Below are 13374 nucleotides of genomic sequence, written 5' to 3'. Positions count from 1 at the left end.
CCAGCTTCTTCACTCACAACACGCCAGTACGTGCTTGAATCTTTAACAATGCTTTTTTGAAATAGCGATAACCAAGTATCAAACCAGCCACATCATCGCTGATGCGCGTCGTAATCTGTGTCTCTATGATCTTTTCATGATGCCGTTTGACCCTTCTCTCTTCGAGTTTTCTCAGTCTCTCTTTATCACTTAAAACCACTTTGGTGTTATATGGTCAAGCCTCACGAGCAATTAGTATTGGTTAGCTCAATGCCTCACAGCACTTACACACCCAACCTATCAACGTCGTAGTCTTCAACGGCTCTTTAGGGGACTTATGTCCCAGTGAGATCTCATCTTGAGGGAGGCTTCCCGCTTAGATGCTTTCAGCGGTTATCCCGTCCGAACATAGCTACCCGGCAATGCCACTGGCGTGACAACCGGAACACCAGAGGTTCGTCCACTCCGGTCCTCTCGTACTAGGAGCAGCTCCTCTCAAATCTCAAACGTCCACGGCAGATAGGGACCGAACTGTCTCACGACGTTCTAAACCCAGCTCGCGTACCACTTTAAATGGCGAACAGCCATACCCTTGGGACCGGCTTCAGCCCCAGGATGTGATGAGCCGACATCGAGGTGCCAAACACCGCCGTCGATGTGAACTCTTGGGCGGTATCAGCCTGTTATCCCCGGAGTACCTTTTATCCGTTGAGCGATGGCCCTTCCATACAGAACCACCGGATCACTAAGACCTACTTTCGTACCTGCTCGACGTGTCTGTCTCGCAGTTAAGCGCGCTTTTGCCTTTACACTCTTCGCATGATTTCCGACCATGCTGAGCACACCTTCGTGCTCCTCCGTTACTCTTTGGGAGGAGACCGCCCCAGTCAAACTACCCACCACACAGTGTCCTCGATCCCGATAAGGGACCTGAGTTAGAACCTCAAACATACCAGGGTGGTATTTCAAGTTTGGCTCCACTAGAACTGGCGTCCTAGTTTCAAAGCCTCCCACCTATCCTACACAAGTAGGTTCAAAGTTCACTGTGAAGCTATAGTAAAGGTTCACGGGGTCTTTCCGTCTAGCCGCGGATACACAGCATCTTCACTGCGATTTCAATTTCACTGAGTCTCGGGTGGAGACAGTGTGGCCATCGTTACGCCATTCGTGCAGGTCGGAACTTACCCGACAAGGAATTTCGCTACCTTAGGACCGTTATAGTTACGGCCGCCGTTTACTGGGGCTTCGATCAAGAGCTTCGCTTACGCTAACCCCATCAATTAACCTTCCAGCACCGGGCAGGCGTCACACCCTATACGTCCACTTTCGTGTTTGCAGAGTGCTGTGTTTTTAATAAACAGTCGCAGCCACCTGGTATCTTCGACCGGTCAATGCTTACGGAGTAAATCCTTCACACTAACCGGCGCACCTTCTCCCGAAGTTACGGTGCCATTTTGCCTAGTTCCTTCACCCGAGTTCTCTCAAGCGCCTTGGTATTCTCTACCTGACCACCTGTGTCGGTTTGGGGTACGGTTCATGTATATCTGAAGCTTAGAAGTTTTTCCTGGAAGCATGGCATCAACTACTTCGTCCAAAAGAGGACTCGTCATCAGCTCTCGGTCTTAAGAAAGCCCGGATTTACCTAAGCCTTCAACCTACTACCTTAAACACGGACAACCATCGCCGTGCTAGCCTAGCCTTCTCCGTCTCTCCATCGCAATATACATAAGTACAGGAATATTAACCTGTTTCCCATCGACTACGCATTTCTGCCTCGCCTTAGGGGCCGACTCACCCTGCCCTGATTAGCATGGGACAGGAAACCTTGGTCTTCCGGCGGGGGAGTTTTTCACTCCCCTTATCGTTACTCATGTCAACATTCGCACTTCTGATACCTCCAGCCTGCCTTACAGCTTGACCTTCAACGGCTTACAGAACGCTCCTCTACCATGCAAGATAAATCTTGCATCCGTAGCTTCGGTGTACAGTTTTAGCCCCGTTATATCTTCCGCGCAGGCCGACTCGACTAGTGAGCTATTACGCTTTCTTTAAAGGATGGCTGCTTCTAAGCCAACCTCCTAGCTGTCTAAGCCTTCCCACATCGTTTCCCACTTAACTGTAACTTTGGGACCTTAGCTGACGGTCTGGGTTGTTTCCCTTTCCACGACGGACGTTAGCACCCGCCGTGTGTCTCCCGTAATTGCACTCATCGGTATTCGGAGTTTGCATGGGGTTGGTAAGTCGGGATGACCCCCTAGCCCAAACAGTGCTCTACCCCCAATGGTGAGATACGAGGCGCTACCTAAATAGCTTTCGAGGAGAACCAGCTATCTCCGAGCTTGATTAGCCTTTCACTCCTATCCACAAGTCATCCCCGGACTTTTCAACGTACGTGGGTTCGGTCCTCCAGTTAGTGTTACCCAACCTTCAACCTGCTCATGGATAGATCGCCCGGTTTCGGGTCTATTCCCAGCAACTAAACGCCCTATTAAGACTCGGTTTCCCTACGGCTCCCCTAAATGGTTAACCTTGCTACTGAAAATAAGTCGTTGACCCATTATACAAAAGGTACGCAGTCACGGAACTAAGTCCGCTCCCACTGCTTGTACGTACACGGTTTCAGGTTCTATTTCACTCCCCTCGCCGGGGTTCTTTTCGCCTTTCCCTCACGGTACTGGTACACTATCGGTCAGTCAGGAGTATTTAGCCTTGGAGGATGGTCCCCCCATATTCAGACAGGATACCACGTGTCCCGTCCTACTCGATTTCATTGATAAGGCGTTTTCGTATACGAGGCTTTCACTCTCTACGGCCAAGCTTTCCAGCTTGTTCTACTAACACCAAATCAACTTAAGGGCTAATCCCCTTTCGCTCGCCGCTACTTAGGGAATCTCGGTTGATTTCTTTTCCTTCGGGTACTTAGATGTTTCAGTTCCCCGAGTTCGCCTCATTAACCTATGTATTCAGTTAATGATACCCGCAAGCGGGTGGGTTTCCCCATTCGGAAATGTTCGGATCAAAGTTTGTTTATCAACTCCCCGAACCTTATCGCAGATTACCACGTCCTTCATCGCCTCTGACTGCCAAGGCATCCACCGTGCACGCTTGGTCACTTGACCATATAACCCAAAGTAGTTTTTTGATGCCTAACGCTTCTTAAAGAAGAGCCAGTATCAAAACAACACTTAGATCACATACCAACGATGCTTTTGTGTCATCACTGGATTTTACGATTTTAGAAAGTCATCCAGGTTATTCTCAATAAAGAGAAAGATGCTTTCCACCGGTTTGACGCTTGATTATCGTCTATTTCAAAAAGTTACATTGTTAAAGAGCAAGTTTAGTGCAAAGCACTAAGTCAGAAATTAACGCATAAGAATGCCTAAATAATTAAAATGAATTATTTAGAGGTTAATGTCTTGCTTAAGGCTTTGACCAGATTGTTAGCAGCAGAATGAATACACTAGGACAGCGAATTCAGTTGAGTAAGTAATGGTGGAGCTATGCGGGATCGAACCGCAGACCTCCTGCGTGCAAAGCAGGCGCTCTCCCAGCTGAGCTATAGCCCCATTTATTACTCTATGTATTTGGTGAGTTAAAGAAGATACCTTCAACTGCATACCAGAACACCAAGAACAAGCTGTTTAACATCGACATTTAGCGAACTAAATGAAAAGGTAAACCACACTGCTATTGATATATTGGTGGGTCTGGGCCGATTTGAACGGCCGACCTCACCCTTATCAGGGGTGCGCTCTAACCAACTGAGCTACAGACCCAAATACATAAGAATCAATTGATTCAATTTTCTGTGCTTCTCTATAAATTAGTCATCAGATAATTTGTGTGAACGCTCACCAGAGCTTCGTATCGTTTAAGGAGGTGATCCAGCCCCAGGTTCCCCTAGGGCTACCTTGTTACGACTTCACCCCAGTCATTGACCACTCCGTGGTAACCGCCCTCCTCGAAAGGTTAAGCTAGCTACTTCTGGAGCAATCAACTCCCATGGTGTGACGGGCGGTGTGTACAAGGCCCGGGAACGTATTCACCGTGACATTCTGATTCACGATTACTAGCGATTCCGACTTCATGGAGTCGAGTTGCAGACTCCAATCCGGACTACGACGCACTTTGTGGGATTCGCTTACTTTCGCAAGTTCGCCGCCCTCTGTATGCGCCATTGTAGCACGTGTGTAGCCCTACTCGTAAGGGCCATGATGACTTGACGTCGTCCCCACCTTCCTCCGGTTTGTCACCGGCAGTCTCCTTAAAGTTCCCACCCGAAGTGCTGGCAAATAAGGATAAGGGTTGCGCTCGTTACGGGACTTAACCCAACATTTCACAACACGAGCTGACGACAGCCATGCAGCACCTGTCTCAGAGTTCCCGAAGGCACTAAGCTATCTCTAGCGAATTCTCTGGATGTCAAGAGTAGGTAAGGTTCTTCGCGTTGCGTCGAATTAAACCACATGCTCCACCGCTTGTGCGGGCCCCCGTCAATTCATTTGAGTTTTAACCTTGCGGCCGTACTCCCCAGGCGGTCTACTTATTGCGTTAGCTTCGCCACTAAGTCATTACAACCCAACGGCTAGTAGACATCGTTTACGGCGTGGACTACCAGGGTATCTAATCCTGTTTGCTCCCCACGCTTTCGCACCTCAGTGTCAGTATCAATCCAGAGTGTCGCCTTCGCCACTGATGTTCCTTCCTATATCTACGCATTTCACCGCTACACAGGAAATTCCACACTCCTCTATCGTACTCTAGCCTGCCAGTATCGGGTGCCATTCCAAGGTTGAGCCCTGGGCTTTCACATCCGACTTAACAAACCACCTACGCGCACTTTACGCCCAGTAATTCCGATTAACGCTTGCACCCTCTGTATTACCGCGGCTGCTGGCACAGAGTTAGCCGGTGCTTCTTCTGAGGGTAACGTCACAGCTATTGAGTATTAATCAACAACCTTTCCTCCCCTCTGAAAGTGCTTTACAACCCTAAGGCCTTCTTCACACACGCGGCATGGCTGGATCAGGCTTGCGCCCATTGTCCAATATTCCCCACTGCTGCCTCCCGTAGGAGTCTGGGCCGTGTCTCAGTCCCAGTGTGGCTGGTCATCCTCTCAGACCAGCTAGAGATCGTCGCCTTGGTGAGCCTTTACTTCACCAACAAGCTAATCTCACGCAGGCTCATCTAATAGCGAAAGGTCCGAAGATCCCCTCCTTTCCCCCGTAGGGCTTATGCGGTATTAGCATGCGTTTCCACATGTTGTCCCCCACTACTAGGCAGATTCCTACGCGTTACTCACCCGTCCGCCGCTCGACGCCTGTAGCAAGCTACATCGTTTCCGCTCGACTTGCATGTGTTAAGCCTGCCGCCAGCGTTCAATCTGAGCCATGATCAAACTCTTCAGTTTAAGATCTTGCGCTGATAAATCAGCTTGCTTACTCAAATTTAACTCTAACTAAACTTAAATGTTTGTTTGATAAATCAAACAAACAAGAACGAATTGAAAGTGTTTGGACTCTCGTAAGACTTCAAATTTTTCGAAGTCTCCAGCGAGCGCCCACACAAATTATCTGATTAACTATTTTAAAGAGCGTGCTGACTAAAGTAAGACAAGAAGAACACAGCATTCTGTTTCTTCTTGCTGGGCAGTCACTCGTTGTTCTGAGTGGTTGTCCGTGTCAGCGAGGGCGTATATTAAGGATCTACAGATTTAGTGCAAGCCTTTTTTTAACTTTCTTTAAAAAAAGATGGATCATTTATTTAACCGAATGTCGCATCCAAATAAAAAAGGTGCCAAAGCACCTTTTTAACATGAATTGATCGATTATTTTATTTCCAGTATTTGGGCTTCAATTTTGGCTTTCCATTCCGCTGGCCCAGTAATATGTACTGAAGTCCCTTTACTGTCTACAGCAACGGTAACAGGCATATCCACTACATCAAACTCATAAATAGCCTCCATTCCTAATTCAGGAAAAGCCACTACCTCGGCCTTTTGAATGGCTTTGGATACTAAGTAAGCCGCACCGCCTACTGCCATAAGATACACTGCACCAAACTCTTTAATCGCCTCAATAGCAATAGGTCCTCGTTCAGCTTTACCAATCATACCCAACAAACCTGTTTCAGCTAGCATAGTATGTGTAAACTTATCCATGCGAGTTGACGTTGTTGGTCCAGCAGGCCCAACAGCTTCGTCTCGAACAGGGTCAACCGGTCCAACGTAGTAAATAAAGCGTCCTGCCATGTCGACAGGTAATTCTTCACCATTCTTCAACATTTCAATCATTTTTTTATGGGCCGCATCACGGCCAGTTAGCATCTTACCGTTTAACAAAATTGTTTCACCAGGAGCCCATGTCTTGACTTCTTCTGGTGTTATTTCATTTAAATTAACACGTCGAACACTGTCACCGACTTCCCAGGCAATCTCAGGCCAGTCATCTAATGATGGCGGGACTAGATCAGCAGGCCCTGAGCCATCAAGCACAAAATGTGCATGACGTGTGGCGGCGCAGTTAGGAATCAAAGCAACAGGCAAAGAAGCGGCATGCGTCGGGTAATCCATAATTTTCACATCAAGCACGGTTGTTAAACCACCAAGACCTTGTGCACCGATACCTAGGTTATTCACGGCTTCGAAAATTTCAAGACGCAACTCTTCTATTCGGTTTTGTGGACCACGAGCTTTAAGTTCATGTATGTCAATTGGCTCCATTAGTGATTCTTTAGCCATCACCATGGCCTTTTCAGCCGTACCACCAATGCCGATACCAAGCATACCCGGTGGACACCAACCCGCCCCCATTGTTGGGACTGTTTTTTTAACCCAATCAACAATACTGTCTGATGGATTTAACATGGCCAATTTTGACTTATTCTCAGAACCGCCACCTTTAGCCGCGACATGAACCTCTAAAGTATCACCAGGCACAATTTCCATATGAATAACGGCAGGAGTATTATCTTTCGTATTTTTTCTAGCCCCTGCTGGGTCAGCAAGAATAGACGCTCGCAATACATTATCTGGTAATAAGTAAGCTTGACGAACACCTTCATTTACCAAATCAGACACACTTTTATCAGTATCCCATTGGACATTCATACCCACTTTTAGGAAAACAGTTACTATTCCCGTATCTTGACAAAGGGGACGCTTGCCTTCAGCACACATTTTGGAATTGATTAGTATTTGAGCCATCGAATCTTTTGCTGCTTGGCTTTCTTCACGTTTATACGCTTCGTGAACGGCATTAACAAAATCAATTGGATGGTAATAAGAAATAAACTGCAAAGCATCTGCTACACTTGCAATCAGATCGTCACCGCGAATAATGGTCATGTTCTCTCCTAAGCTCCCCTATTAATTACAAGCAGGATGTTAAAAGATGCAGAGGGATATGGAAAGCCAAAGAGGCTTTTTTCTAACGACATTATATGAAAAAAAACAGTAAACCCTGTAATGAGAATCAATACAAGGTTTCTACCAACTAATAGGATGTGAAACAATAAAATCACACATTTTCTAAAAAGTGAGTCCAGTATCACTTTTTAGGCCATATTTGACTAAGGTTTTAAATCTCGAACAAGCATCGAGCGAATGACACTATTTGGCAGAGTCACATCTTTTATCGTTAAGATAACCGCGCTTATCCATACAAAACACGCCATAATAAACAGTGCTGCTGAATCATTGCCAATAACTTCACCGAGATGATTAAACGCTGGTTGAACAATCCCTAAAGGCGTCGCTAGGTGAAAGAAAATGGCACCAGTCATAATGCCAATAGCCATAAGAGCACCAAACGGATTGTAACGGGTAAGTAGCAAAGCCGAAGCAATTAATTCAGCAATCCCAATTAGATAACCACCGTAATCACCAAACCACGCTAAGCCAGACCAGTTAGCCAAAATGCCAAATATATATTGGGTTTCAAATGAATCACTAAACTTGAAAAATAATGACTGAATAAATACAAAAATAATAAAGCCGGAAAGAATATTCTTCAAGGTAACTATTTTTTTAAACATATTGTAATCCTAAACAATGATTAACTCGCGACAGCCAACTATTTAGAATAGTTAGCCAGTTAAAACGATGCATTTTTGCGGCACACTGTTTAAGACTATCGTTAGTTACTAAAGTTCATTTTGATACAACAATAATGTAATATCGTCGTGCTGAGGCTGACCGTCCTTGTACGAAACTATTTTATCAATTAAGGAGGAATGGACTTTTTGCATAACGGATAATTCGTTAACGCTCTCAACAAAAAAACGCTCTAAATTACTGTCGCCGAGCATCACATTTTCACGATTTTTTAATTCACTAGCGCCATCTGTTGTAATCATTAAAATATGACCTTTGTCTACATTAAACGCGCTTACTTCATGTTCAAATTCTGCCTCAGATAAAATACCAAGTGGCAAATGATTAGAAGAAAAGCGTTTAAGCGTTTTACCATCACTTACAAAACAATCAGGCATCCCACCGCCCCAATAGCGGATTTTACCATCTGGAGAAATCGCCATCAAAAAAGCAGCACAAAACATATGAACCGGTAAAACTCCGTACAGCACTCGGTTTATTTCACTGGCCATTGTTTCAATTGATAATTGCTTTTCAACCGCATCAAAAAACACCTGAGTGACCGGTAGAGCACCTATTGAAGCCGCGAGCCCATGTCCGGTAAAATCCCCAACAAAAATTAACCTATGCCCATCAGACCTTTTTTTCACCAAAGCAATATCACCATTGAAAGAGGTAGCTGACAGTCTGGTGACTTGAAGTGTCTTATCATCTTTATCATTATGACGTTGGGCATGATTCAATACCTGTTTGGCCATTTCATGTTCCAACTCCGTTTTTTTATGATAAAACGTTAAGTCTTGGTTTTTTTTATAGAGCTCCTGAACCACTAAAACGTGCTTCACATGCGTACTTAATCTTGTATTGAAAAGCACTTCATTGAATGGCTTTGGAATGAAGTCATCTCCACCAGACCGAAAACAATGATTCATGGTTGAATCGTCTATTTTAGAACTCAAAAAAATCACAGGACAAAAACGTCCCCCTGATTTGTTTTTTATTTTTTCAACCAGATCAAATGCTGAACCGCCATTAACAATACTGTCCGTAACAACAATATTTGGCTCAAACTCATTAAAAGCAGACCAAGCCGAATCACAGTCTGAAGCGATATAAGTTTTCATGCCTTTTGTTTCAGCACACCAACTTACAATTTCTTGGTAGATTGGCTGACTATCAATTATCAAGAGCTTCATACACGCCTTTTACACAATCACAAACAGTTTATCAAAACGTGAAATTTTCAAGATATTACGAATAAAGTCATTAGCGCCACATAGCTCAATTGTACATCCATTACCTAATGAGCTTCTCATACTCAACAACATACCCAAAGCCGCGCTATCTAAGTATTCTACTTGGTGTAACTCTATTCTATAGACTGTATATTGGCCTACCGAGTTAATATAAGACTCTTTAAAGTCATTAAACAATGAAAAGTCAAAATTACCTATAATACTTATAGTAACACTTGAACCGGCTTTATCATTAAGTACAGATATACTCATTATATTTCGATAAGCTTAGCTTATTCGCCTCCATGGCAATTTGGGGAGTCAGGCACATTAGCACTTTTACTATCACTCCATTCTCCTGGGGTATATAAGTGCATTGCAAGAGCATGAAACTTAGGCATTACATCAGATAAAGCGCCATAAACCAATTGATGCCTTTGAACTAAACGCTTCCCTTCAAAACTGTCGCTCACCAAAAGAAGTTTAAAGTGTGATTCACTCCCTTCCGGAACATTATGCTTAAAACTTTCATTTTCTAAAGAAATTACCTCACAGTTAAAAGCCCGCTCTAATGTCATTAAAATTTCGTTTTTGATGGTGTTATTAGTCATTATATTGACTCTCCTGAATCAGTCATTAATACGTCAGACACGGCATCAGAGCTTTCCCCTGCAAGTAGCTTCTTACCTTTTCGTTGCGGATAAGCAACATCAATTGAAACCGCACCACCTTCACGCCAAACACTGATAATTGTCTCCATGTTGGCCGCCATTACCGCCCTTTTATCGTCTGGTGCGGCGGCGATAACCTGCAAACCTATGTCTTTCATAAAGCCCATACAAGTTGACGTCTTTGCCATATCAATCTTATTAAATGCTTCATCAAACATAGCAAGTGAAAAACCACCTTCCACTTTGCCTTCTAACGTTTCCTGTAATCGATAGGTGGTTGACAAAGCGGCGGCAATAGCAAGATAGAATGGTATTTGATGCTCTCCACCCGAACCTGTTTGAATACGCTGACTTAACGTAGTCTTTTTGTTACCGTCGGCATCCAGAATATCTACTTCAAAATTATAAAATTTACGATAGTCAGCCAGATCTTGTTGCTTATCTTCATTAGTAATCAATTCTTGGATTGCTGAGATAGCCATAATATGGCCACCTTCTTGCGTTAACGCTGGATCAAATAAGCCCCCAACATTCGCCTGATCCTGTTTACTAAACTCTTCAACCAAGTTTAATATGTCCTTCATATCACCGTTTGGGTAATAACGGAATTGATACACTTCTTGGTTAAAAGGTCGCCTCTTAAGGCTTCCATTTAACTCTTTAATGATATGAGCCACTTGATCCAATGAGTCTTTTAATTTAGAAACATAATCGCTTCGGAAAGTTTCTTCTGCTTCTCTACGTGCAAGCTCCGCTCTTTTTGCGTATTTTGCCAACTCAGTTTCAGATAAAACCGTAATTTGATGAGTGATGTATTGTTCAAACTCCTCAAATTTAGACTCTAAATAATCTAACTGAATGTCATCATCTAAATCGGCCTGATGAAAACGAGCATAATAGTCAGCCACTTCTTTACGCACTTTTTGGTCAAAGCCCCGCGCTTTTTCATTGGACTTTTCCGATCGACTCATAGCCTCTTTATAAATTGCAGCACCATTCACCATGCTTGATTCTAGAAGAGAATATCGTTCACTAGAATACTCAGCATTATAAAATGGATGGCTCGTAAGACGTGTTCTCTCTTCATCTAACGCACTTAACGCACTGCCTAGTTGGCTTTTTTGTGTATTTAAACTACCGTATTGTTCAGAAATAAGCAGTCGTTCTCTATCAAGTTTTTTCTGTTCCAGCTCTACTTTTTCTAATCGTTCCTTTAATGAATCAATTTTCTCTTGTAAAGCCGTATCATCTCGTTGTTGCAATGACGCCACTTCTAACTCGATTTGCGCCATTTCTTCCGCCGCGTTAACCAAAATAGCTTGTGCATTTGAAAGGCTGCCTTCTTCAAACTGATTATTTGCCAGTAAACGGCCCAACAGTTGATCCGCTTGCTCTAACCTTTGATCATTTTTTAAATGTTGCATTAATTCTTGGGTAAGCTTGCCTAACTGTCCTTCCCTCTGCTGTCGCATGCCATCCGTATTAATGCCGACCATCATGTGAGGGACAGAACGAATAGTAGAAATAGTACCCGCAAGCTTTAACATTCCATCTGAGGTCATTGCGCTTTCTTCACGCAATAATTGTCTTTCAGTATCGACTGGCTTAATACTGCCAAGACGTCTATTTAAATAAGCTTGAGCATGATCGTCACTGCAGTGAATGTACTGTAAAACAGAATTTCGATCCCCCCTAGTAAGCCATAAGCGCGTCTGACTGGTATCGATTACTCGACATCCCATCAATTGCTTACGATGCGTTCGGAAAATTTTAATCGCATGTTCTGCATCATCAGGATCAACAATTAATGCTTCCCGTTGCTGCCCAAGATACCCTTCAATGGCATCTTGCCACTTTAGATCCGTAACCTCAGCCAAATGACTCAAAGGAGTGGCATTAATGCCGGACTGTTTAAGTAAGGCAATTAAACGTTTGGTATTTTGCGACAGCGGGCTGCTTCCCCCTTTCAGAGAAGAAACATCGGACTCGAGCTGCTTGCATTCATCCTTCAAGTTAAGAATCGTACGATTTATCTCTGTTCGCTTTTGGAAAAGCGAGCCTTTCTCCTCATCTAAAACCGCATTTAGTTTAAGAAGGGTTGTTTCAAATGCCATTAAATCGGAATCAACAGCACTCTCGCTTTGCAATACACTACCAAATGGTAGGCATTCATATGCTAGCTTTTTCAGGTTAGTTGACAGAAGATCCTCATACGAAGGCAAAGTAGCTAATAAATCCATCAATTGTTTGGTCTGTTGTAGCGCTTTACTTTCTTGTTGAATTTGTCGTGTAAGCAGTTTTTTACTTTGTTCTAATTGCTGTAATTTAAAACCAACATCTGAGTTTTCAAACTGTTGTTCTAAACGTAACAACTGGCTTTGCAATTGCTTAGAAAGATCATTTTGAGTTTGTAGCTCTTGCTGAATCTCATCCTCACGCTCTTGCTGCATTTCGAATTGATCTTGAATTTCGTCCTGCTTAGCCCCCAACTCATCAAATCTTGCTTCTGTTGCTATCCACTGATAATTAATAACGTTTTGTTCTTGTTGGCGCTTTTTTTCACAGTCTAAAACGATTAAATTTAAATCATCAATACGTTTCGAGACTTCTTGTGTTTTCGATTCAAGCTGACGGTATTCAAGCAAAGATTTTTGATAAGCGCCAACCTGCAATGGCGCCTCGGCTAAGACAAAGTCCTGTACAAAGCGAGTTGGAGAGGCGATCGGAACAAATTTTAGTGCATTTTTAAAGTTTTTAAGAAAACTGTCTAATGTTATCAATCTGTCGCTATTAGGACTTAACTCTTCCAGATATCGATTAATAAATTGTGTCGCAGAAGCACTGCCTGATTTAATGTAAGGATCAATACAACTTTTCTTCAGTGCTTCACGTACCTCCAGCCAAGGCTTCGCTTTAAAACTGCGTCCTTCCAAAGCATCAATAAAATCTTTTTTACCAACACCGTAATTTGGCAACACAAAGCGCCCTAAAATATCTTCTTCTGGTGAGGCAAGTGACGCAGACAAACAAAGACCAACGGTACTTTCATTACCGGTATTAGAATCTTCAAACACCAACCCCAAATAACTTACCGCATCTGGACGAGGCTGTGGGCCAAATGATTTAGTATTGGCCTGTCCAGCGTCAATCATGCCTAAAATATAGGATCTGATGCTTCGACCGCTCGCTTTACCATCATTCGCACTGGCGTTGTAATTAAGGTGCCTCTTACTGGCTCCCGTCAACACCGTTTGAATCGCATCCAATAAAGAAGACTTGCCAGACCCTGTAGGCCCAATAATGGCCGTATTACCGCGGATGTTAATCTCTTCAGCACCCAGCAAGTACCAGTTAACCAAAACAATTCTATTTAATCTTTTCATGTAGCTACCTA

Annotated in this window: 6 protein-coding genes, 2 tRNA genes and 2 rRNA genes; all 10 read right to left on the bottom strand. The window is 43.6% G+C overall.

Features of this window, described 5'->3' with window-relative positions:
- Positions 1-210: 210 nt before the first annotated feature.
- Positions 211-3098 (bottom strand): 23S ribosomal RNA (locus IEZ33_RS08970).
- A 374-nt stretch (positions 3099-3472) separates the two neighbouring features.
- Positions 3473-3548: transfer RNA gene (locus tag IEZ33_RS08965), tRNA-Ala, on the bottom strand.
- 133 nt (positions 3549-3681) lie between these two features.
- A tRNA-Ile gene (locus IEZ33_RS08960) sits at positions 3682-3758 on the bottom strand.
- A gap of 96 nt (positions 3759-3854) precedes the next feature.
- Positions 3855-5392, bottom strand: a 16S ribosomal RNA gene (locus tag IEZ33_RS08955).
- Together the 16S and 23S rRNA genes with 2 tRNA genes alongside form the textbook arrangement of a ribosomal RNA operon.
- 417 nt (positions 5393-5809) lie before the next feature.
- On the bottom strand, positions 5810-7327 hold the full coding sequence (locus IEZ33_RS08950; protein ID WP_191603311.1) for a fumarate hydratase: 1518 nt from the start codon (positions 7325-7327) through the stop codon (positions 5810-5812).
- 224 nt (positions 7328-7551) lie between these two features.
- Positions 7552-8016: a hypothetical protein gene (locus tag IEZ33_RS08945; protein ID WP_191603310.1), complete on the bottom strand. Its 465-nt coding sequence runs from the start codon at positions 8014-8016 to the stop codon at positions 7552-7554.
- A gap of 108 nt (positions 8017-8124) precedes the next feature.
- Complete coding sequence (locus IEZ33_RS08940) at positions 8125-9270, bottom strand: fused response regulator/phosphatase (protein ID WP_191603309.1); 1146 nt, start codon at positions 9268-9270, stop codon at positions 8125-8127.
- A gap of 9 nt (positions 9271-9279) precedes the next feature.
- Entirely contained in the window at positions 9280-9582 is a 303-nt protein-coding gene (locus tag IEZ33_RS08935; RefSeq protein ID WP_191603308.1) for an STAS domain-containing protein, read from the bottom strand.
- Positions 9583-9602: 20 nt separating this feature from the next.
- On the bottom strand, positions 9603-9920 hold the full coding sequence (locus tag IEZ33_RS08930) for a BolA family protein (protein WP_191603307.1): 318 nt from the start codon (positions 9918-9920) through the stop codon (positions 9603-9605).
- Entirely contained in the window at positions 9920-13363 is a 3444-nt protein-coding gene (locus IEZ33_RS08925; protein WP_191603306.1) for an SbcC/MukB-like Walker B domain-containing protein, read from the bottom strand. Before IEZ33_RS08925 ends, IEZ33_RS08930 begins: the two co-directional genes overlap by 1 nt.
- Positions 13364-13374: the final 11 nt, after the last annotated feature.

Origin of the sequence: Marinomonas algicola, from assembly GCF_014805825.1 — a bacterium.
Classification (GTDB): Bacteria; Pseudomonadota; Gammaproteobacteria; order Pseudomonadales; family Marinomonadaceae; genus Marinomonas; species Marinomonas algicola.
The sequence above is the reverse complement of the archived record's forward strand: the minus strand, read 5'-3'. Positions and strand labels throughout refer to the sequence as shown.